This window comes from Acinetobacter sp. YH12142 (assembly GCF_013418435.1).
Taxonomy (GTDB): Bacteria; Pseudomonadota; Gammaproteobacteria; order Pseudomonadales; family Moraxellaceae; genus Acinetobacter; species Acinetobacter amyesii.
The window spans coordinates 64,546-87,147 of record NZ_VPCB01000001.1; the positions used below are offsets into that span (position 1 = coordinate 64,546).

The 22,602-nt window shown below is 41.9% G+C and carries 23 protein-coding genes; 16 read left to right on the forward strand and 7 right to left on the reverse strand.

From position 1 onward, the window contains the following. Positions 1–33: 33 nt before the first annotated feature. From parE to urtE, 6 genes are all read left to right on the forward strand, one after another. Positions 34–1,914: a DNA topoisomerase IV subunit B gene (parE, locus tag FTU77_RS00335; RefSeq protein WP_180054172.1), complete on the forward strand. Its 1,881-nt coding sequence runs from the start codon at positions 34–36 to the stop codon at positions 1,912–1,914. A gap of 374 nt (positions 1,915–2,288) precedes the next feature. Next, entirely contained in the window at positions 2,289–3,575 is a 1,287-nt protein-coding gene (urtA, locus tag FTU77_RS00340; RefSeq protein ID WP_180054173.1) for an urea ABC transporter substrate-binding protein, read from the forward strand. A 95-nt stretch (positions 3,576–3,670) separates the two neighbouring features. Continuing rightward, positions 3,671–5,305 (forward strand): urea ABC transporter permease subunit UrtB, encoded by a 1,635-nt coding sequence (gene urtB / locus FTU77_RS00345; protein WP_180004372.1) that lies wholly within the window; start codon positions 3,671–3,673, stop codon positions 5,303–5,305. 4 nt (positions 5,306–5,309) lie between these two features. Then, positions 5,310–6,383 (forward strand): urea ABC transporter permease subunit UrtC, encoded by a 1,074-nt coding sequence (gene urtC, locus FTU77_RS00350; RefSeq protein WP_180054174.1) that lies wholly within the window; start codon positions 5,310–5,312, stop codon positions 6,381–6,383. Then, positions 6,380–7,201 (forward strand): urea ABC transporter ATP-binding protein UrtD, encoded by an 822-nt coding sequence (gene urtD / locus FTU77_RS00355; protein ID WP_068532837.1) that lies wholly within the window; start codon positions 6,380–6,382, stop codon positions 7,199–7,201. Before urtC ends, urtD begins: the two co-directional genes overlap by 4 nt. Positions 7,202–7,211: 10 nt before the next feature. After that, complete coding sequence (urtE, locus tag FTU77_RS00360; RefSeq protein ID WP_068532840.1) at positions 7,212–7,910, forward strand: urea ABC transporter ATP-binding subunit UrtE; 699 nt, start codon at positions 7,212–7,214, stop codon at positions 7,908–7,910. Positions 7,911–8,011: 101 nt separating this feature from the next. Here urtE and FTU77_RS00365 read toward each other — a convergent pair whose 3' ends face one another. After that, positions 8,012–8,713, reverse strand: a complete 702-nt coding sequence (locus tag FTU77_RS00365; protein WP_180022327.1) for a phospholipase D family protein — start codon at positions 8,711–8,713, stop codon at positions 8,012–8,014. Between the two features lie 279 nt (positions 8,714–8,992). On the opposite strand from FTU77_RS00365, the gene FTU77_RS00370 reads away from it, so the two are divergent. Then, the gene (locus FTU77_RS00370) at positions 8,993–9,475 is read left to right on the forward strand and encodes a DUF1877 family protein (protein WP_168379686.1); all 483 of its coding nucleotides are present in this window, start codon (positions 8,993–8,995) and stop codon (positions 9,473–9,475) included. 17 nt (positions 9,476–9,492) lie between these two features. Here FTU77_RS00370 and FTU77_RS00375 read toward each other — a convergent pair whose 3' ends face one another. Next, positions 9,493–9,993 carry a GNAT family N-acetyltransferase gene (locus tag FTU77_RS00375; protein WP_180022328.1) on the reverse strand — a complete coding sequence of 167 codons (501 nt, stop codon included), beginning with the start codon at positions 9,991–9,993 and terminating at the stop codon, positions 9,493–9,495. A 101-nt stretch (positions 9,994–10,094) separates the two neighbouring features. Then, entirely contained in the window at positions 10,095–10,856 is a 762-nt protein-coding gene (locus FTU77_RS00380) for an outer membrane protein OmpK (RefSeq protein ID WP_168379688.1), read from the reverse strand. 496 nt (positions 10,857–11,352) lie between these two features. Here FTU77_RS00380 and FTU77_RS00385 point away from each other — a divergent pair, with 496 nt between their 5' ends. The 5 genes from FTU77_RS00385 to FTU77_RS00405 all read left to right on the forward strand — a co-directional run bounded on the left by FTU77_RS00385 (position 11,353) and on the right by FTU77_RS00405 (position 15,697). Then, complete coding sequence (locus FTU77_RS00385) at positions 11,353–11,718, forward strand: HPF/RaiA family ribosome-associated protein (RefSeq protein ID WP_111885127.1); 366 nt, start codon at positions 11,353–11,355, stop codon at positions 11,716–11,718. Between the two features lie 129 nt (positions 11,719–11,847). Beyond that, positions 11,848–12,390: an ankyrin repeat domain-containing protein gene (locus tag FTU77_RS00390; RefSeq protein ID WP_111885128.1), complete on the forward strand. Its 543-nt coding sequence runs from the start codon at positions 11,848–11,850 to the stop codon at positions 12,388–12,390. A 14-nt stretch (positions 12,391–12,404) separates the two neighbouring features. Beyond that, a complete protein-coding gene (locus tag FTU77_RS00395; protein ID WP_180054175.1) occupies positions 12,405–13,175 on the forward strand; it encodes a transporter in 771 nt (256 codons plus the stop codon). A 54-nt stretch (positions 13,176–13,229) separates the two neighbouring features. Further along, positions 13,230–15,026, forward strand: coding sequence for a protein-disulfide reductase DsbD (gene dsbD / locus FTU77_RS00400; RefSeq protein WP_180054176.1), 1,797 nt, complete (start codon positions 13,230–13,232; stop codon positions 15,024–15,026). Positions 15,027–15,028: 2 nt separating this feature from the next. Continuing rightward, positions 15,029–15,697: a glutathione S-transferase family protein gene (locus FTU77_RS00405; RefSeq protein WP_180022331.1), complete on the forward strand. Its 669-nt coding sequence runs from the start codon at positions 15,029–15,031 to the stop codon at positions 15,695–15,697. Positions 15,698–15,731: 34 nt separating this feature from the next. Here the strand turns inward: FTU77_RS00405 and FTU77_RS00410 are convergent, their stop codons facing one another. Then, positions 15,732–16,898 carry a GGDEF domain-containing protein gene (locus FTU77_RS00410; RefSeq protein WP_257223557.1) on the reverse strand — a complete coding sequence of 389 codons (1,167 nt, stop codon included), beginning with the start codon at positions 16,896–16,898 and terminating at the stop codon, positions 15,732–15,734. A 281-nt stretch (positions 16,899–17,179) separates the two neighbouring features. On the opposite strand from FTU77_RS00410, the gene FTU77_RS00415 reads away from it, so the two are divergent. Then, on the forward strand, positions 17,180–17,749 hold the full coding sequence (locus FTU77_RS00415; protein ID WP_078190588.1) for an FMN-dependent NADH-azoreductase: 570 nt from the start codon (positions 17,180–17,182) through the stop codon (positions 17,747–17,749). Between the two features lie 87 nt (positions 17,750–17,836). Here FTU77_RS00415 and FTU77_RS00420 read toward each other — a convergent pair whose 3' ends face one another. Further along, positions 17,837–18,748: an alpha/beta hydrolase gene (locus FTU77_RS00420; RefSeq protein WP_168379695.1), complete on the reverse strand. Its 912-nt coding sequence runs from the start codon at positions 18,746–18,748 to the stop codon at positions 17,837–17,839. 155 nt (positions 18,749–18,903) lie between these two features. On the opposite strand from FTU77_RS00420, the gene FTU77_RS00425 reads away from it, so the two are divergent. After that, a complete protein-coding gene (locus FTU77_RS00425; RefSeq protein ID WP_078190586.1) occupies positions 18,904–19,341 on the forward strand; it encodes a DUF2147 domain-containing protein in 438 nt (145 codons plus the stop codon). 104 nt (positions 19,342–19,445) lie between these two features. On the opposite strand, the gene FTU77_RS00430 is transcribed toward FTU77_RS00425, so the two are convergent. After that, positions 19,446–19,793, reverse strand: a complete 348-nt coding sequence (locus FTU77_RS00430; RefSeq protein WP_168379696.1) for a Spx/MgsR family RNA polymerase-binding regulatory protein — start codon at positions 19,791–19,793, stop codon at positions 19,446–19,448. A gap of 622 nt (positions 19,794–20,415) precedes the next feature. Continuing rightward, positions 20,416–21,234, reverse strand: a complete 819-nt coding sequence (locus FTU77_RS00435; protein ID WP_180054178.1) for an exodeoxyribonuclease III — start codon at positions 21,232–21,234, stop codon at positions 20,416–20,418. Between the two features lie 40 nt (positions 21,235–21,274). Between FTU77_RS00435 and pyrE the strand changes: the two genes are divergently transcribed. Beyond that, entirely contained in the window at positions 21,275–21,925 is a 651-nt protein-coding gene (pyrE, locus tag FTU77_RS00440; RefSeq protein WP_180041430.1) for an orotate phosphoribosyltransferase, read from the forward strand. A gap of 327 nt (positions 21,926–22,252) precedes the next feature. Then, the gene (locus FTU77_RS00445) at positions 22,253–22,585 is read left to right on the forward strand and encodes a hypothetical protein (RefSeq protein WP_180054179.1); all 333 of its coding nucleotides are present in this window, start codon (positions 22,253–22,255) and stop codon (positions 22,583–22,585) included. Positions 22,586–22,602: the final 17 nt, after the last annotated feature.

The window sequence follows — 22,602 nt, forward strand, 5'->3', positions numbered from 1 at the left end:
TGTTTTAACCAAAAAAGCAGGGAATTTTGCAACGTGACGCAATATACGGCTCAATCACTTGAAGTTTTATCTGGCCTAGATCCGGTACGTCGTCGTCCGGGGATGTATACAGACACTACACGACCAAACCATTTGGCGCAGGAAGTGATAGATAACGCCGTCGATGAAGCGCTTGCAGGACATGCCAATAAAATTACCGTGACAGTGTATAAAGATGGCTCATTGTCAGTTGAAGATAATGGTCGTGGGATGCCAGTTGACATCCATCCTGAGTATGGTCAAAGCGGGATTGAAATTATTCTGACCAAACTACATGCCGGCGGTAAATTCAGCACAGACAATTATCAATTTTCAGGTGGTCTACATGGTGTAGGGATTTCTGTCGTCAACGCATTGTCTAACCGTGTTGAGGTGGAAGTTCAACGTCAAGGCAATCTATATAAAATGGCCTTTGAACATGGCGTTCCTGTGGCACCGCTTGAGGTGTTGGAAGGTAAATGCGCTAAACGTGCAACGGGTACTACCGTGCATTTTTGGCCTGAAGCCAAATATTTTGATTCGCCTAAATTTGCGCTGAAAGCCTTAAAACACAACTTAAAAGCCAAGGCTGTTTTGGCGGCAGGCTTGCAGATTATTTATATCGATCAAATCAACAACGAAAAGATCGAATGGCAATTTGAAAATGGTCTGGTTGACTATTTGATGGATGAACTGCAAGACCGTGACATCGTTCCTGCCCCTGCATTTGTGGCGACCGGTGAGGCAGAGCGTGCCAGCGCTGAGTTTGCGATTTGTTGGAATGTGGAAGGTGGTGAGTCCATTCAAGAGTCGTATGTCAACCTCATCCCGACTGCGCAAGGCGGTACCCATGTCAATGGTTTACGTTCGGGTGTGACAGATGCGATTCGTGAATTCTGTGAATTACGGAATTTATTGCCACGGAATATGAAGCTATCTGCCGAAGATGTCTGGGATGGCGTCAACTTTATTCTGTCTTTGAAATTCCAAGAGCCACAATTCTCAGGTCAGACCAAAGAACGACTTTCAAGCCGTGAAGCCTCTGGTGTGGTGTTAAATATTGCCAAAGATGCTTTTGCACTGTGGCTGAATCAAAACTCCGATATTGCTATGCAACTGGCTGAAATGGTGATTGCTAAGGCTGGTCGCCGTTTAAAAGCTGCGAAAAAAGTTGAACGTAAAAGGATCGTTTCCGGCCCAGCTTTGCCGGGTAAACTGGCTGACTGTGTGGGCCATACCCTCGAAGAATCAGAACTGTTTATTGTGGAAGGGGATTCTGCAGGTGGTTCTGCCAAACAAGCACGTGATAAGAACTTCCAAGCGATCATGCCGATCCGCGGTAAGATTTTAAATACTTGGGAAGTGTCATCTGATGAGGTCTTAGCATCGCAAGAAGTACATGATATTGCGATTGCGATTGGTGTAGATCCGGGCAGTGACGACTTGTCAGAACTTCGTTATGGCAAGATTTGTATCTTGGCCGATGCGGACTCTGATGGTTTGCACATTGCGACTTTACTCTGCGCATTGTTCGTCAAACATTTCCATACTTTGGTTGAGGAAGGACATCTGTTTGTGGCGATGCCACCGCTGTTCCGTATAGATGACAATAAAGATGTGCACTATGCCTTGGATGAAGATGAACTAGAAAGCATCTTAAAGAAATGTAAAACCAAAAATCCTCAAATCACACGATTTAAAGGATTGGGCGAGATGAACGCGAGTCAGCTGCGTGAAACGACTATGGATCCCGATACACGTCGTTTAGTGCAACTGGACTTGGATGACGTACAGTTTACTTCAGGTTTACTCGACAAATTATTGGCGAAGAAGCGCTCTTCAGACCGTAAATATTGGTTGGAACAGAAGGGTAATTTGGCCGATTTAGCGGTTTAAAATTGCAACAAGGAAAAAACCACGCAAGTGGTTTTTTTTTGCTTCAAATTTAGGAAAAGCTGCATGATTTGTGTGCCAAAACACCGTGTTTTTTGAAAAACGTCGCAAAATTGTTCAATTATAGGTCAAATGTTGGATACAAGTTTGTATGCATCTTTGCGGTGATTTTACGATTTTTGAATCGACCCATAAAAAATTAAAAGCAAATTTTATGATTGTAACTATTTGAAAAATAACATTTAAAAATAAATAAAAGCACTCAATCAAAATAAAAAATAAGGCTTGGCACAGTTATTGAATTGCTCTGTTGTGATGAAAGACAACAAATGTATTTTAAAAATGTGACTTACAAGCTTAGGTTGGGAGTGTAAATAATGTTTCAACGTAATGTATTTGCTAAAAGTATTTTAGCGGCAACGATGACTGGGGCGATTGCTTTAACGGGCTGTTCAAAACCTGCAGAAGAAAAAACAGAAAGTGCTGCATCTGAACCAAAAGCCGCTGCAGCAAGTGATGACACCATTAAAGTTGGGATCTTACATTCGCTGTCAGGCACGATGGCGATTTCAGAAACTTCTCTTAAAGATACGGCCTTGATGGCGATTAATGAAATTAATGCCAATGGCGGGGTATTGGGTAAAAAACTAGAACCTGTGGTGGTTGACCCTGCATCGGACTGGCCACTATTTGCGGAAAAAACCCGTCAGTTGATTACCCAAGACAAAGTAGCCGTGATTTTTGGTTGCTGGACGTCGGTATCTCGTAAGTCGGTTTTACCCGTGGTTGAAGAATTAAATGGCTTATTGTTCTACCCTGTTCAGTATGAAGGTCAGGAACAGTCTAAAAATATTTTCTACACAGGTGCAGCACCGAATCAGCAAGCGATTCCTGCTGTTGAATATCTGATGAGTGAAGAGGGTGGTAAGGCAGAACGCTTTGTACTATTGGGCACAGACTATGTTTACCCACGTACCACCAACAAAATCTTACGTGCATTTTTGAAGTCGAAAGGCATTGCCGATGCAGACATCATGGAAGAATATACCCCATTTGGTCATAGCAACTATCAAACCATTGTGGGCAATGTGAAGAAGTTTGCGGCAGGGAAAAAGACTGCTGTGATCTCGACCATTAACGGCGATTCAAATGTGCCGTTCTATCGTGAATTGGGCAACCAAGGCATCAAAGCTGCGGATATTCCAGTGATGGCGTTCTCTGTAGGTGAAGAGGAATTACGCGGTATCGACACCAAGCCGCTGGTCGGACACTTGGCATCGTGGAACTACTTCATGTCAGTGAAAAATCCAGTGAATACTGAATTCACCAATAAAATGAAGCAGTATGCCGTGGAATACAAACTACCAAATGCCGATAAATTTGTGACCAATGACCCGATGGAGGCTACCTATGTCGGCATCAATATGTGGAAACAAGCGGTAGAAAAAGCAGGAAGCACAGATGTCGATAAAGTGCGTGAAGCTATGGCCGGCCAAGAATTTAAAGCGCCATCGGGCTATACCTTGCAAATGGATGCGTCGAACCATCATTTGCATAAACCAGTCATGATTGGTCAGATCCGTGCCGATGGTCAGTTTGATGTGGTGCACAAAACGGCAAAAACCATTGCTGCAGAGCCATGGAGCCCGTACATCCCGAAATAATTCAATCCAAATGCCTACTGCCATTGTGTAGTGGGCATGTTTTGATGTGATCCCTAGATGGGGTTGTTCTATTACTCAATAGGGATGCTTATAAGATGAAAAAATTACGCAATTTCCCGATCCTTTTTCTATTCCTGAGCCAATTATTCTGTCTGCAAATCGTGCATGCAGAAACTGCAGCGAATGTCGTGCCTACGGTGCAATCTGTGCAGCAAGGTGACGCCATTCAGCAATTTGTTCGCGGTAGTTTTACCGAGCGCCGCAGTTTACTGAATCAATGGCCGGGCGATATTGAATCCTTAGATCAGTTGGCCGCATTGGTCGAAAAAGACCAGTTATATAGTGGTCAAAGCGGTCAAACCTATATTTTAGAAACTGACGAAAAATTATTGAGCTATCCTGATTTGCAAACCGTGACGGATTGGCCTGCCGATTTATCTCAAGTCACCTTGGTGAATACCCTTCGTAAAGCCTTAACGTTTGCGCAAGCGAAAGAAAAGCTGCAATCGGATGATTTAAACCAACGTTTGGATGCAATTGATATTTTAGAAAATAACTTGGCTGAGTTGGATGTTAAAAATATTAATCAATTGTATTTAAATGAAAAAAATAACAAAGTTAAAGCCCGTTTAGCGCAGCTCAAAGCACGCTTGGATTATCAAAACCCTGATGTTTTACAAAAAATACAGGCGGCCAAAGTGCTGCAAGATTCTAACCGTCCCGATGTGTTGGCGATGGTGGAACAGGAATTACAACAAGCCAACCTGCATCCTGAGTTAAAAGCCGCACTGACAGAAGCCAAGAGCAATATTAAAACTCGTATTCAGGCCAGTGAATGGACTGGACATGTCTTTTCAGGTCTCAGCACGGCCAGTATTTTACTACTGGCGGCGTTGGGCTTAGCCATTACGTATGGTCTGCTAGGCGTGATTAACATGGCGCATGGTGAACTGATCATGATCGGGGCCTATACCACTTATGTGGTGCAAAGCCTGTTTAGGAGTTATCTCAGTAGCTATGTCGACTGGTACTTGATTGCCGCGATTCCTGCTGCATTTATTGTAAGTGCTTTGATCGGCATGTTGATTGAACGTACTGTTATTCGTCCCTTGTATGGCCGTCAATTGGAAACTCTATTAGCCACCTTTGGTGTGAGCTTAATTTTAATGCAAGTGGTGCGCATGGTTTTTGGTGCGCAGAACGTTGAGGTGTCAAATATTTCTTGGCTGTCAGGAGGGGTCGCTGTGACACCGAGCCTGATGCTGCCTTATAACCGCATTGCCATTATTGGCTTTACCGTTGCGGTACTGTTGTTGCTGGTTTATTTACTGAATAAAACCCGTTTTGGTTTATTTGTTCGTGCCGTGACGCAAAACCGTCAAATGGCACAGGCCGTAGGTATCCGTTCTAGCCGCATTGACATGATGGCTTTTGGTTTAGGTTCGGGGCTTGCAGGTCTGGCAGGCTGTGCCTTAGCACAAGTCGGCAATGTCGGTCCTGACCTAGGACAAAACTATATTATCGATGCGTTCTTGGTGGTTGTGGTTGGCGGTGTTGGCCAAGTATGGGGCGCAGTATTGGCGGCTTTAGGTCTAGGTGTCAGTGGCACAGTGCTGGAAATCGGCATGGGTGCAGTCTTAGCGAAAATTATTCTACTGGTTCTTGTGATTTTGTTTATTCAAAAACGTCCACAAGGTTTGTTTGCCATCAAAGGCCGTTTTGTGGAGTAAGCGCATGAAAATCACTTCGTTATTATCGGATAAACCCTATAGCGGTATGGCGATTGCCGTGTGCTTTGCCATTTTACTGATTTTACCTTGGTTACATGTATTACCCGCCGATTCAGCACTGCATTTATCAGCGTATTGGGTCACGCTCATTGGCAAGATTATGTGTCTCGCCTTGGTGGCATTGGCCTTAGATTTGGTTTGGGGCTATGCCGGCATTTTAAGCTTAGGGCATGGTCTGTACTTTGCCTTGGGCGGCTATGCCTTCGGTATGTATCTCATGCGTGAAGCGGCAGGCGATGGCTTACCCGACTTTATGCGCTTTTTGAGTTGGACCGAGCTACCGTGGTACTGGATGGGTACTGAACATATCGTGTGGGCATTGGCTTTGGTGGTTTTGGTCCCAGGACTGATTGCCTTCATTTTTGGCTTCTTTGCCTTCCGCTCAAAAATTAAAGGCGTGTATTTTTCAATTATTACCCAAGCCATGACCTTTGCTGCGGCGCTACTGTTTTTCCGCAATGAAACAGGCTTTGGCGGTAACAACGGCTTTACCGGTTTTAAAACCATCTTAGGTATGGATATTACCTCTGCACCAATGCGTGCAACCTTGTGTTTCCTCACGGCACTGACTTTGCTTATCTGTTTTGTCGGTTTACGTCACCTGATGAATAAACCCTATGGGCGCGTCCTTGGTGCAATTCGTGACAGTGAAAACCGTTTGCAATATTTAGGTTACCGTACCTTATGGTACAAGCTCTCTGCATGGGTTTTGTCCGCAGTGATTGCAGGGATTGCAGGCGCTCTGTATGTCCCCCAAGTAGGCATTATTAACCCGAGTGAAATGAACCCTGTCAATTCGATTGAAATGGCGGTGTGGGTGGCTGCAGGTGGTCGCGGTACGCTGATTGGCCCGATACTGGGTGCAGGTTTAATCAATGGGGTGAAGACCTATTTCACGGTGGCTTATCCAGAGGCATGGCTATTGATTTTAGGTGCGCTGTTTATTGTGGTAACGATATTCCTGCCAAAAGGTGTGATTGGGTTATTAGAGCGGTTTAAAAAGGAGCGCAGCGAATGAATGATCAATGGGTTCAACCGCATGGCGGTCATGCTGCTGAAGGTTATGGACGACCAAAGGAGCAGGGTGCGGATTTCAGTCACGGCATTGCCTTGTATTTAGAAAAAGTCAGTGTCTGGTTTGATTCTTTCCGTGCATTAAATGATTTGTCGTTATATATCAAAGAAGGTGAGCTGCGCTGCATCATTGGTCCCAATGGTGCAGGCAAAACCACGCTGATGGATGTGATTACAGGGAAAACTCGTCCGACAGAAGGTTCGGCTTTTTTTGGGCAAACCTATGATTTGGCAAAAATGAGTACAGAGCAAATTGCAGAAGCTGGGATCGGTCGTAAGTTTCAAAAGCCTACTGTATTTGAAAATTTTACTGTGATGGAAAACCTGTTATTGGCAGCACCGAAAGATAAACGGGTGAAAAAGAGTTTCTTCAGCAAACTCGATCCAGATGCGCAAAATGCCTTGGACGAATCTTTAGCACAAATCCGCTTAGAAGAATTAATCCATAAACCGGCAGGGCTGTTGTCACATGGTCAAAAGCAGTGGTTAGAAATAGGCATGCTACTGATGCAGCGTCCAAAGTTGATTCTGCTAGATGAACCCGTAGCAGGGATGACCGATGCTGAAACAGAGCGTACCGCAGAGCTGTGTTTAGAATTGAAAAAGAACCATACCCTTATCGTGGTTGAACATGACATGAGCTTTATTGACACCATCAGTGAAAAAGTCACCGTGTTGGCGCAAGGTGCGATTTTGGCCGAGGGTACATTGGCCGAAGTCCAAGCCAATGAAGATGTCATTGAAAAATATCTTGGACGTTAAGGAGCAGACCATGTTAGAAGTCAAAGACGTCAATCAGTTTTATGGTGGCAGTCATATTTTAAGAGATGTGACATTTGCCGCTCCCGTGGGGGCGTGTTCAGTGGTGCTCGGGCGAAATGGTGTGGGTAAAACCACCTTATTAAAATGTTTAATGGGCATTTTACCGATCAAGTCAGGGCAGATCCTACTGGATGGCAAAGATATTTCTAAGCTAAGTCCAGAACAGCGTGTACGTGAAGGCTTAGCTTATGTACCGCAAGGGCGGGATATTTTCTCGACCTTGACCGTTGAAGAAAATATTTTGATTGGGATGGCAAAATTTAAAGGCGCTAAAACCCGAAAAGTGCCAGAACATCTCTATGAGATTTTCCCCGTATTGGATGAAATGAAACATCGACGAGGTGGAGATTTATCTGGAGGTCAGCAGCAGCAATTGGCGATTGCCCGTGCGCTCGCTTCCGAACCGCGGGTATTGATTTTAGATGAACCGACTGAAGGCATTCAGCCCTCGATTATTAAAGACATTGGTCGTGTGATTCGTCAGTTAGCTGATGGCGGAGAAATGGCGATTGTTTTGGTTGAACAGTTTTATGATTTTGCAGAAGAACTGGCAGATGAATATACCGTGATGGCGCGGGGGCAAGTGATTGCACAAGGTGTCGGTAGTGAAATGCCCGAAAAAGGTATTCGGGAACTGGTGGCGATTTAGGTTGTTTAATACCCTCTTTTGCTCCATATTTTGGGGCAAGAGAGGGGGTAGGTATTTTACTCACGGCTGTAATGCTTAAAGGGAGGAAATTTTTATGTGGATTAAAGTTCAATGTTTTCAGGCCAAAGAAAATAGCCACCATATTGATTGGGCTTGAATTCTCCTCCAATGAATTTACCTGAATCTGTAAGCGTATGCTTACCTTCTGCTTTTTCTTCAAGTAACCCTTTACTCACCAATAGTTCTAATAATTCAGGGGGTTTTAATTTGTGCTTTGCGGCGAGTTTTGAACTGGTTAATTTAGATTGTAAAAGTGATTCTTCTTCATTTTTTTCAATAGTAGGTTTTTCTGCTTTCACCTCATCTAAAGTAATGCGTACTTCATCACTGATGCGAATAATACGTTGGGCTTCTTCATAGGCATCTTTAAAGACTTCATCATCTTCGTATTTACGAACTAAAATCCCCATTTCATTGTTATTTACTTGGCTAAATTCATAAAGATTTAAACTTGAAATAATGCATTCACCTTCATTTAAATAGCACTTTGCATGCAAATTTTTACAAAAGCTCACGCGGACATAATCCAGTTTTTGCATCCATTTTATTTCATCTGGATGTAAGTCACTCTTACCGTAGACAATACGAATATCAATTTTCATACGGTCTTTATCTTCAAGAAGCTCCTTAATACGGTCATTTAAACGTAAATAGGGGCTGATTAAAATCAAACGCTCTTTGGCATTTTTGATTAACTCTTCAAGAAAGAAGTTAGTGCCACTGGTATTTAAGAATTTTGCCATTTATCCCCCTGATTAATTTTGATAATTTTAAATTTTAGCGCATAAAATTCATACTTTGAAATAATTCGCTTTTAAACTTTAGACATGCATTTGTTTTTTGATAGCAGGTGGTCTAATTGAATTGGCGGTAAGCATAGTAATAGTGAGTTACTTATGATTTCAGTCGGAATAGATTGGGCTATACATGAATTGAATAAGTCAGCTGATATACAAAAAATTGTATAATTATTGCTCAATAAAAGTTAATCTTAACTAAATACATAACAAGAAGATAAGAATATGGACGCGATATTATATTTGATCCCACCGAATGATTTGGAAACACTGATTTTAGAAGCAGAAACCCCTCAAGATGTCTTGGATTCACCTTTTGTACAACACTCCTTTTTTTTAGGGGAAGCGTGGCAAGAGTTGAATCCATTATTAAGCGTGAACAGTGATTCAGTTGCGGCACTGAGTTATGCCATTCAGGCAGAACATCCTTTGTCAGAGCGACGACCGGGACTGAGCCTTGCAGTGCATTACAATACTGTAGTTCGCGTTGCAGAAATCCATCAGGCATTACAACAGTTAAGCGTGGATGAAATCAAAAAACGTTATTTGGTCACGATTGCAGAAACCGCACCTGAGCAAGAGCTTAAATTGGCCGAATTAAAACTACTTTTTTTACAGTTACAAGATCTTTATCGTGATGCGGTGCGTCATAATTTATCGGTGCTGAGTGTGATACAAGATGGTATTCGTTTGGATAAATTACCATAAACACAGCTCAATACGGGCTATAACTGAAGTTGCATCAGGACCAGATCACGCCATTCACCAAACTTTTGTCCCACTTCAGGCATATAACCTGTTTGCTTAAAGCCTAATTTTTTGTGCAGGGCAATCGAGGCGCTATTGCCGTGATCAATGCCTGCAATCATGACATGCATATTTTGGCTTTTGGCATGCTGAATTAGGTGCTCTAATAATTGCTGACCAAGACCCTGTCGAGCATAGTTTGGGTCAATATAGACAGAATGCTCAACAGTATGTCGATAGCCAGCAAAATGGCGGAAAGAACCATAGTCAGCATAACCGGCGATTTGCTGTTGATCCTGATCTTCAATCACCACAAAAGGAAAATTTTGCTTTTGGAAATCCAGCAATTTCTGTTGAAAAGAGTCAAGAGTGTAAGCTTGATCATTCCATGTCGCAAAGCCGTTGAGAACTTCATGATTATAGATTGCGAGAATGGCCGCTAAGTCTTGTGGAGTTGCAGGTCGAATGAGAAAAGACATGCGCAAATTTCTGATAAAAATAAAGTCAATTTAAAAACTTAGGCATAAAAAAAGCAAGGTGATGAACCTTGCTTTTTTCTTCATCGCGTTCTGAGTCGAACTTAGAAGTGGTATTTCACCAAAGCGCTGACATCGTTTTGGTCCTGACCTTTCAGGCCATATTTGTTGTTCCAAACCGAGTGTTCAACACCTACGTAGAGCTTAGTCTTAGGAGAGATATGCTTACCTATATTCCATTTATATTGGCTTGTCCAGTTTAATTCACTAGCTTGCGCCCCTTTTTCAGCTGTTGACCAGTCAAGGAAAGCATCTACTAGAAAATCTTCAGAGCCAATTTTAAATGGCACAGCATAAGTGATCGTCATTTGATAATCATCTTTAGTACCGGCTGATTTAGAATCATTATCGGCTTTATAGAAGTTGATGTTTGCATACTGTGTATATGGAATGTCTAAAGCAAAGCCAATACCATACAAGAAGTTATTAAACTCAGAATTTTTGTCGTAGCCGGCATTATGTTCCCAAGTCGTTGCAATCAGAACGTCTTTGATCGGCCCCATAGAAAGGTCTTTACCAGAAACTTCGCCTAAGCTAAGGCGCGGTGCAAGCTCAAGGTAAGTCGATGCTTCATCATCTTTGTCCCAAGCTTGGTCAACGAAGAAGAATACATCTGAATATTTCAGTTTAGCGGCATATTCAGCTGTGATCGTTTTCTGTTCATTGTTGTCACCATCAAAAGGCACAACATAATTTTCACCATATAGGCCAGTTAAGCTGAAATCTTGCCATACGATAGGTGAAGCTTGAGTGAAAGCAGCAGCAGATGCTAATGCACATGATGCAACGATTTGTGTAAGTTTCATTAAAAAATATCTCCCCCCGAGAAGCACTGAAAGCATACAGATTATTAAGCAAAAATAAAGCCAAACTTTACTCAACGGCAAAATTGTTTTGTAATTTGAAGGGGAAATACGCTGTGAATGATCGATGACGGTAAAAGCGAGATTTTGAGTTTGAATGGAATTGTGCAAATAGAAGGTGGGCGTCGAGGAAATGCACAAAAATATGACCCAAATCAATTAAAACAATGCAAATCTACAATAAAGTCTTACTTTTTTTATGGATATTAAAAAAATATCAAAATAGCACTTGCAAAATTCTAACTTAAGACCGATATTCGAAGTATAAGGACACGGATCTGCAGACTCTAAAGTGTTCATCATTCAATGTGGAGGACGACGTTCCATACAAAGTTGAAGATGGTCATTGCTGTAACATTTACAGCAAATGTAACGTGCCAAGATAATAAGTTTTGCACAAATTTTTATAGCTAATACAGATAGATATGAGGATGATATTATGAACATAGAAATCCGTACAGATAAAAACATTCCTAATAGTGATCGACTAATTACATACGTTCGTGCAGAACTTAATGAAGAATTTCAGCGCCATAGTGAACGCATTACCCACTTTTCGGTGCATTTAAGTGATGAAAATGGGGACAAGGGCGGCAGCGACGACATCAAATGTATGATTGAAGCACGTCCAGCAGGTTTGAAACCTGTCGTGGTCAACCATCGTGGTCATAATGTAGATACAGCTATTCACGGTGCAATTGATCGACTTAAACGTAGTCTTGAACATGTGTTCGAAAAGAAAGAGAACCCACGCAGTACGCAACCTGCTTTTGCTGAAGCGGATGACAGCGTAGACGACGAATAAGTCTCAAAATTTAAAAAAAGCCCTGCGGGGCTTTTTTCGTGTGTTTTGTATTTTGTTTTACATGAAATTCAAACAAACGCAGCTTTATTCGGCATAATAGATCAAAATAAATTGAAGTGAGCTTTCCAGATGTTAACAGCGCAACAACAGCTTTTTGTGCAAGCGTTAGAAGAACAAGATCTTGCACAGGTGCAACGCCTGTTGGCAGATGGTCTTAATCCAAATTTTATCGACTTTGAAAAAGGACCTGCGGTTTCTGTATGGTCTGATGGTTTGTTTAAATGGTGGGAAATGGTTTGCGAAGCGTATGAAGCAGGCCAACCCTTAACAGCAGAACAGAAAACACAACATTTAGACGTACATATGCAAATCTTGGAAGCGCTGATTCAAGCCAAAGCCAATGTGCATTTATGGGATGCTGAAGAAATTTATGGTCCATTATGGGATGCCGCGAGTGCAGCATGTGTCCCTGCGGTACAGCGTTTATTGGATGAAAAAGTGAATCCAAATATGATTGATAGCGATGGTTTAACCATTTTGTCGTCGATTAGTGAATTATTTTTTGACTGTGATTTTGACGCGGTAAATTGGTCGGAAGCATTGGAAGAAGAAAAACAAACCTTGGAGCTTTTGCGTAGCCATGGCGCAAAAATGAGCAAAGAATTAGCATAATTGTGAGTAAAAACATGACTGTATTTAAAGTTTTAAGCATTGCAACATTATCCAGTTTGAGCCTGTCTGCATTTGCGGCGGATTTTTCATTTGACCGTCCGGGCGCGGGTATGGGCACAGGCATTACCCCTGTAGGTCGTTTGGCATGGGAACAAAGTTTGCCAGCAGCGAGCTATAGTGAAAGTCGTGATGACAATGGTGAAAAAGTAAAAAACACCACTTTAAATGCAGACATGTTATTCCGTACTGGTTTGGCAAAAGATTTGGAATTGCAATTGGGTTGGCAAGGTCCTGCATGGTCTAAAACCAAAGTTGCGGGTCGCTCAGTTGAAGAAGATGGTTTGGGTGATGTCAGCATTGGCCTGAAAAAAGCCATTGATTTGAATGATGAGAAATTGTCGATGGCCATTCTTGCAGAAGCCATTATTGCAACAGGCAATGAAGGCTTTAGTGCTGAAGATGACATTTATAGTCTGACTTCCGCTGTGGCTTATGATTATAGCGATACAATTGGGACTTCAATGACCATGCGTTATGAAGTTCAAGATGGTGATTGGGCTGTGAGTGCTATTCCTGGATTGGAATATCAAATAGCGGGTAATTTATCGGGTTTTTCTGAGCTGGTTTATCGCAAAGCAGAGAGTACCGATCAGGAAGTGTCATTAGCATCAGGTTTGACGTATGCCGTTTCAGATCGTATGCAGTTGGATGCGAGCGTTGGTCTAGAACTCACTGGCGGTCATAAAAATTATCAGTCAGGTTTAGGTGTATCTTACCTGTTCTAAAAGAATCCTAAATTTTAAAACGTATAAATACAGACTGAGGATGAATTCAGCTGAATGAAACAATGGACTTATGTTGCGGCAGCGGCTGTGCTGTCGTTCAGTATGGGCGTCTCTGCTCAGGATGCATTACTTTCAGCTGAAGATGCTTTTCCTTTCTCGGTCGTCTCTGAGCGTGCAGATCAGGCGGAGCTGAGTTGGGATATTCCAGCGCATTATTATCTGTATCAGCACAAAATAGAGGTGAAGCAGGGCAATCAAGTTTTAGCTTTGGATTTGCCTGCTGCTGAGAATTTAAAAGACGATAACTATGGTCATACGCAGGTGTATTACCAACAGTTGAGTTTTAAAATTCCGACTCAAAAACTGCAGACCTATCAAGTCAGTTGGCAAGGTTGTGCCAAGGATCGGGTGTGTTATCCACCACAGAGCATTAGCTTTGAAACGGATGCATCTGGCTTGGTCACACAGCAAAATCTTGCCAGTCCAAATAAACGCTTACTCGACTTCGCAGCAGAAAATACTGTCGAACAGCCTATGGCGAATCGTTTAGATCAGCAAAGGGCAAATAATGCCGCATTGGCTTCTGATCGCTATACCGCAAGTGACCAAATGTGGTCTGAAAAATTAGCGCAAAGCTCTATATTTTATGGACTTTTGCTGTTTTTTGGCCTGGGTTTTTTGCTGGCTTTTACCCCATGTTCATTGCCGATGCTGCCGATTTTAACCTCACTGATTGTCCGCGACAGCCGAGGTTTAAAAGCATGGATGATTGCACTGACTTTTGTCACCAGTATGGCGATGGTGTATGCCATTCTCGGCTTGGTGGCGTCGTCTGCAGGTTTGAATTTCCAGCGTTGGTTGCAACAACCCTCGACTTTAATTGCCTTTAGCGTGCTCTTTGTGGTTTTTGCCCTGAATTTATTTGGTTTATTTGAACTGAAATTACCACGCAGTTGGGTTAATCGCTTAGACCAAGCGCAGTCGATGCAAAAGGGCGGCAGTCTCGTTGGCGCTGGAGTCATGGGGATGATTTCAGCATTGCTGGTCGGTCCTTGTATGACAGCACCGTTGGCAGGCGCATTATTATTTATTTCCCAAACCCAAAGTCAGTGGCAAGGTGCGTTATTGTTATTCACCCTCGGCTTTGGCATGGGGACCCCGCTATTGTTGGCCAGTGTCCTTGGCTCACGGGTATTGCCTAAAGCGGGTTTGTGGATGAATCAAATCAAGGTGCTCTTTGCTTTCATCATGTTGGCATTGGCTTTGTATTTTATTCGACCATTGATCAGTGAAGCTTGGTTACAGTGGTTATCCCTTGCTCTGGGTCTGGTGTTTAGCGCTTATGTGCTTTGGCGCATTTTATGGCGCAGTACTCAGCTCAAATGGCTGTATATCTTGGTGTTCTGTGCCGCCGTACCTTATATTGTGTACAGTCAATATCAACATAGCCAACGTTTTTTAGTCGAAGAAAATCAACAACAAAGTGCTTGGCATGTGGCACATACAGCGGAAGAGTTTCAACGTTTATTAAGTGAAATTCCTCAAGGTCAATCCGCAATTATTGATGTCTATGCCGATTGGTGTGTGGCCTGCCAGCCGATTGAACATAAAGTTTTAAAATCGACAGTAGTGCAACAGGCTTTGGCACCGTATTACTTAATTAAGTTGGATTTGAGTCAGTATGATGCAACCCATCAAGTACTGCTCAATCAATGGGATATTTTAGGGCCACCGACCTATTTATTTTTAGATACAGCGCATCAAGAGATACGTGGACTGCGCTTGACGGGCGCATTTAGCGAGAAAGAATTGTTAGCGCAATTGGAAAAATTTAAATCGCGTGGAGAATAAAAATGATGCAATTATATATTGCCAATAAAAACTATTCGACGTGGTCTATGCGACCGTGGTTGGTGTTACACGCGTTTAATTTACCCTTTCAAGAGATCTTGATTCCTTTTTCTGAAGAAGCAGATGGCGCAGCGTTCAAGCAGCAAATGTTAGCCCTACATGCCAATGGCAAGGTGCCCCTACTGCAACATGACGGTGTGATGATTTGGGACTCATTGGCGATTTGTGAATATTTGGCAGAGCAGTTTCAAGAGCTTACACTGTGGCCCAAAGATCCCACACAACGTGCATGGGCACGGAGTATTTGCGCGGAAATGCACAGTAGTTTTATGCAATTGCGTAGCTTATGCAGTATGAATTTGCAGGCGGATTATGGTCGCCATGGTCAAATATTATGGTCTGAACATGCCGAATTGCGTGCTGAAGTAGCGCGAATCGAACAGATTTGGTCGAGTCGTCCTGCGGTGGATGGCTTTCTATGCGGTGAATTTACTATTGCCGATGCTTTTTTTGCACCCGTGGTAACACGTTTACAGACCTTTCAGTTACCTGTGAGTGACAACACACAGCGTTATATGCAAAAGATTTTGCAGCATCCTTCTGTGGAGGCATGGATCGCGGCTGCTCAACTGGAACAGCCAGTCCGTCGTATGGAACAGTATCCACGTTAAAAGCTCAACGCCACGTCTGATCTGTATAAAAGTTTTAAACCAAATGGCTAAAGCTTTGTTGTTCGGTGTAGGCCATCACCATGTTGCGGCCGCCAGCTTTAGCTGCGTATAGCGCTTGATCTGCATGGGTCAGCAATTGTTGCGGTACCAATTCTGGCGTAGAAATCGCAATACCAAAACTGGCTGTCACATGAATTAACTGACCATCATGTCCCCAAATTTCAAGCTGCTCAATGGCTTTTCGACAGCGCTCTGCAATGAATATCGCTTGTTCTAAGTTAGAATTTTTTAGCACCAAAATAAACTCTTCCCCTCCAAACCGCCCAACCACATCACTACCGCGTAAATGTTGGTTTAATACTTGGCTGACAAGAATCAAGGTTTCATCGCCTTTATCGTGTCCATATTCATCATTGATGCGTTTGAAATGGTCTAAGTCCAATAAGACCAGTGCATATGTATCTGTTTTAGCACTATCGAGCTGTTCCAAACACTGATTGATACTGCGTCGATTAAATAAATTGGTCAGTGGGTCGACTTGACTAAGTTTTTGAATCAGATGCTCTCGGTGACGCCATTGGCTGAGTAAGATTTCAAATAAAGCCAAACAGGTTAATAAAATAGGAACAATGAAAAAGATCATTGAGAAGAGCCAAAAACTATTTTGATAGCCATAGGCATGAGGTTGAAAAATCGGGGCATAGGGGATAATGCCGCGGATGCTTAAATACATACAAATGGATAAAAAAATCGTGGCTGGAATCAGCATGCTATAGACGATTTTTCGTGTAAATAGTACCAATCCAACGGTCACAAGGCTCACGTAGGAGATCATAGTGGCTGGACTCATGACGCCAATTAAATAACCATCACGACATAAAGAAATGACGAATAAGCCGACCGAAAGATAAGGTAAAATTAGCTGAATCTTGGGATTATCTTTTCCAGCATAGCAAGGCCAAATCAGCAGGACCATTAAGCAAAAAAAGACGATGTTGGTCCACAATTGAGAGTGGATGAGCTCAAGGTTAACCCACTGCCAAAGTTCTGGCGTGACATAAACATAAAATTTCCAGATGATCCAAAGCAGATGAATGGCTGAGCCAAGCATCAGCATGAGCATACACTTTTTCAGGATACTCCAATTCATCACCACTTCATCTTCCAGTAAATACTGGGCGATTCTATTGCGGAGGATCATGTCACGTATGCTTGATTTCACCGTCATCCTGTGTCATTGCCCTGTTCGAGTTATCAGTTTTTTTCTTAAAGTTTATATAGATATCATTTTATAGGCTTACATTAGCATGAAAATTTACACTTGATAACGGTCAAGAACCGCTCAGTAATTTTAAATTTTTTGCGAGTTCAAAATGATTGTTCTAAAAATAAAACATAGTGTCATAAGGATCGGGATTATTCTATTTATGAAAAGTGATTACACTAGGCTCAAGTTAATAACAACAGCTTTAGGTTTTAGTCATGAAAATTCTGCATATTGATTCAAGCATCATGGGCGACGCTTCAGTTTCACGTCAACTCAGCGCTGAAATTGTACAACAGCTACAGCAAAAACATGGTGATGCGGCACAGGTTCAACATCTCGATTTAGCTGTACAGCAGATTCCACATCTCAGCAGTGAAATTTTGATGGGTCAAAATGCAGAACAATCGGCTTTAGGCGAGCAGTTGTTGCAACAGTATTTAGATGCCGATGTGGTTGTGGTTGGTGCTGCTATGTATAACTTCGGTTTGCCATCAACTTTGAAAGCATGGATTGACCGTATCAGTGTTGCTGGTCGTACCTTTAAATATACAGAACAAGGTCCAGTGGGCTTGGCAGGTGATAAAAAAGTCTATATTGCCAGCAGTCGTGGCGGCGTGTATGGCGATAACAGCCCTGTAGATTATCAAGAAGGTTTATTAAAAGCCGTATTTAATTTTACAGGTGTTAGCGATATTGATGTGATTCGTGCCGAAGGTGTCAATATGGGACCTGACATGAAAGCACAAGCAATGGCGACAGCTCAGGCTCAAATTCAAGCCATTTAATTGATTGATATTTCCCTCTTAGGTCAGCATCTGCTGACCTTTTTTTATGGTGACTTTGATCCGTTTCAGGGAATTAGTTTTCAGGGATTAGTCCTGATCCAGTCGGTGTGCAAAATCGGCTAAATCACTCAGCGCACGTTGTCCTTCTTCAAACCAAGAGCTAAACATTTGGAAGTTATGCCACATGCCAGTGTACAGCTTAAATTCGACATCTAGGCCGGCTTCTTCTGCTTTGACTTTAAAGCGCTGCGCATCATCCAATAAAATTTCTTTAGAACCCACTTGAATATGAATCGGAGGCAGTCCTTTGAGCTCGGCAAAAAAAGGCGAGACCAATGGATCAGCTCGATCGACCGAGCGTGGTACATAATAATCAATGCCTGTTTCGAGGGCTTCTATGCTTAACAGCGCATCATGCTTACGGTTATAGCGTAGGGACTCACTGCTCAACGTCAGGTCTAAAAACGGTGACATCAACACCAAACCACTGACTTGTGGAAGTTGTTCCTGTTGAATTTTAAGGGCTAAGGCAAGCGCTAAGTTTGCACCACAAGAGTCGCCTGACAAAATAATATCTTTGGCTTGAATCCCTTGATCTAATAACACTGCATACACATCAAAAAGGGCATCGAGTGCTTCAGGAAACTGTGCTTCTGGGGATAAAGGATAATCCAAATGTAACACTTGCATTTGCGTGCGTGCGGTAACTTGAGTCAGAAACGCCCGATGTGTGTTCATCGAACCCAAGAAAAATGCGCCCCCATGAATATGAAAAATGAGTTGGGTCGATGCCTGTTGCGGTTTGATTTCTTCGGCTTTTAAGCCGGCTAAACGAATCGGGCGAATTTGTACATCCGGGTTTTGGGGAAATGCACGACACATTTGTTCCAAAGCAAAACGTAAAGTATTGGGCGGTAAATTGAACTGGCTCGGCCCACGAATTGTTGTTTTTAAAATGCTTTCTGTAATCAGTTGTTTCGTCAGTGGCGATATCTTCATTGTCTTTCCATCTTTTTCTATTTTAGGAATCGTGTGAGCATATTTACCAACACAAATTACAAGGTTACACTAAACGGTCACATACAAAAATTGATAAATTGTTGTGACTTTTGGATACTAATGTCGTCTATATCAGACCAGGGAAATAAACAAAAATGAAAAAAATTGCACTAGCATTAGGATTGATGAGTTTAGCCGCATTTGCAAATGCTGCAGACCCGCTAAATGGTACAACTTGGAAAACCATTGATGATAAAACCAAGCAGCCAAAAGCGATTGTAAAATTCACCGAGCAAAAAAATGGTACGCTTTCTGCGAGCATTCAGTCAGTTTTGACACCAGGTGAAGAGAACGCTTGTAAAAAATGTGAAGGCCCATATCACAACAAATCATTAAAAGGCTTGCGAATTGTGACCGGTCTTAAAAATGTTGGTGGTACAAGCTATGAGAGCGGTTCAATTTTGGATCCTCAATCAGGTAAAACTTACAAGTTAAAAGGTCAATTGGCTGATGGCGGCAAAAAATTAGAGCTTCGCGGCTTTATTGGTGTTGCTGCTTTAGGTCGTAACCAAACATGGATCCGCGCCAACTAATTTGACGTGATTCCAACAAAAAGCCTGACGATGTCAGGCTTTTTTTATGACTGCTTGCTCAGTCAAAATTGAACAAGGGCAGTGCATGAGTGTGATGAAAACATTTATTTCAATGCACGGTAAGCGTTTTCATCATAGCCAACCAATAAGTCGCTACCTGTATCCAGTACTGGGCGTTTAATCATGCTGCTATGCGCTGTTAAGCACTGAATCAAATTTTCTTCACTGGCTAAGGCTGTCTGTTGCTCTTCTTCACTGAGTCTTTTCCATGTGGTGCCTTTTTTGTTGAGAATCACATCAGCACCTTTGGCATCGAGCCATTTTTTTACGGTTTCAGCATCAATCGCTTGTTTTTTATAGTCATGAAATTCGTAGGTCAGGCCTAATTCGTTGAGCAAGTCGAAAGCTTTTTTCATGGTATTACAGTTTTTGATGCCATAAATTTTAAGCATGAACAGGTGTCCTCAATTATTCAAAACAATAAGATAAAAAATACAATTCAGCATTATCCTACAGGCTAATTCATCAATGCTCAAAGCACGATCGTGATGTGGATTAAGAAATAAATGTTTTGCTGTACAAGTCGCATGCTGTAAATATTAGGCATTGTCATCAAAACGACATTTTGGCGTTTTAGAATAGCCTACAGAACAAAACGAATCAGAAAAGAAAGCGATGCCATAACTAGAAAATTCAGCCTAAGGTTGCACAGTCAGAAGTAAAAATAAAGCGAGAATAAGAATTTGCTGTGCAGATCGAATTTTTAGCTGTTTTATTTGGGGGAGTCTAGAGATGTAAGGGCTAGATAAGAGAAAACCCGCATTTAATCATCCTGATCATGCGGGTCTCAGTCCAACGTCCATTGTCACATCCTTGAAAACAAGCTAAATCATTTAGTTTGTTTTTATACTTCCTTCGGCGTCCAATCCTTTTGTGTCATCCTGACATGTCCCTTTGCCGTGCGACCATAATGCTACGTTCGAGTTGTGAGATAAATCCACAAATTCGTCATGTAATGTGAGAAATAACCTCTAATTGAGTAAACAATCGTTCACTCAATTAATTGCTGAAAGCTTAAATTTTATAGTCAATAATCACTGGGGCATGGTCGCTAAACCACTCATCTTTGAATACCCAAGCATTCACGGTACGTTCTTTCCAGTCAGGTGAACATGCATGGTAGTCGATACGCCAACCCACATTTTTGGCACGGGCTTGTCCGCGGTTAGACCACCAAGAGTAAAGCTCGGCTTCTTTACGTACCTCACGGAAGGTGTCGACATAGCCAAGTTCATCATAAATATGATCGAGCCATGCACGTTCATGTGGTAAGCAGCCCGAAGCCTTTTGGTTCCCAGACCAATTTTTAATATCAATACGTTTATGCACGATGTTGTAGTCACCGCAAACAATCACTGACTTATTTTCAGCACGCCATTGCTTCAAAATTTGTTTGTATTCGTTTAAAAATAAATCTTTACGTGCCTGAGCTTCTTCACCCGATGAACCAGAAGGCAGGTAGAGCGAGCAAATATGTGCAGTTTGTCCAAGTCCTAAATCGAACTCAGCAGAAATAAAGCGGCCTTGGCTATCGGCTAATTCAAAGCCTAAGCCATCTTTCACTGATACAAAGGGTAGGCGGCTATAAATCGCAGTACCGGCATAGCCTGGGCGTTCTGCAGGGAAAAGGTGTGTAAACCAACCTTCGGGTTTAAATTTATCGGTCCATTGTTCATGGGTAATGCGGCTTTCTTGCATGCAGATGACATCGGCATCTGAAGTTGCCATCCAGTCAAAAATACCTTTTTTTTCAGCGGAACGCAGACCATTCACATTAATTGAAACGACACGTAAAATTTTTTGATCACTTGGATAGCTACTCTTTGGTATCATGCTCAGGTTTAACCTCAAACTTAAAAAAATGGAGCACCTCATGACAGCGCAAGCGGCATTTAATCCACAAGCTTTTATCGAACTCGCATTATCACGTGGTGTGCTTAAATTTGGTGAGTTTACTTTAAAATCGGGTCGTGTGAGTCCTTATTTTTTTAATGCAGGTCTACTGAACGATGGTGAAGCCTTATCATTATTGGCTTCTGGCTATGCAGCTAAATTAACACAATGCGATAATGTGGAAGTGGTCTTTGGCCCAGCTTATAAAGGTATTCCATTTGTAGCCGCTACGGCTGTCGCACTGTCACAAAACCATGGTGTGAGCGTACCTTGGGGCTTTAACCGTAAAGAAGCGAAAGACCATGGCGAAGGCGGTGTATTGGTTGGTGCGTCTGTTGAAGGTAAAAAAGTCTGGATCATTGATGATGTGATCACTGCGGGTACAGCGATTCGTGAAGTAGTAACTATTCTGAAAAATGCCGGTGCACAAATTGCGGGCGTATTGGTGGCGCTAGACCGTCAAGAAAAAGGTCAGGGCGATTTGTCTGCGATTCAAGAAGTGCAAAAAGAACTCGAAATTCCTGTACATGCTTTAATCACTATGAAAGATTTAATGACTTTCTTAGATGCAAAAGGCGAAACTGAAGCCTTGGCGAAAATGGAAGCGTACCGTGTTAAATACGGCATCTAATTTTTCGGGATTTCAAAAGGCAGCTGAAGCTGCCTTTTTTACGTCTTTAAATGATGATTGTTGCATCTAACTAACAAAAAACGTGAAATATTGCTTAAAAAGTAGGCGTTAAACGTGAAGAATCAATAAAAAGCCGTCTCAGTGCGCTATTTACTGAAACGGCTTTAGTTAAAGTATTGATACTTATAGAAAATTTAAAGAATTTCGTATAACGTGTATTATGTTAATTTTAGTGAAACTTTAAAAACTCCATATCAATAAGAATAATAGATGTTTCAAGCTAACTGGTTATAATTAATGAAATTGTACAAAATCTGATTTATAAACATGACTTACGAAGAAATTAAAGATTTAACATTACAACTGACTTATCGCGATAAATTTCGACTTGCTCAACTACTCATTCAAACTGGAAGAAAAGAGGAAGAAGAACAATACGTTGAAAAAGTGAAAGAAGATAACTCTATAGATTTAGATTATGTATCAGAACGACTACTTAAAAGCCGTCCAAGTAAAGTAAAAAGCTTGGAAAATTTCATCGATGCTATGTTTCAATTTAAAGGATCTATTTCAGAGGAAGATAGATCCATAATTGTCTCTAACCTACAGAAAAAGAAAATTATAAAAATAGAAAAAAATGTAGTTCTGTATTTAATGTAGGTAGTTATACGAAGTAA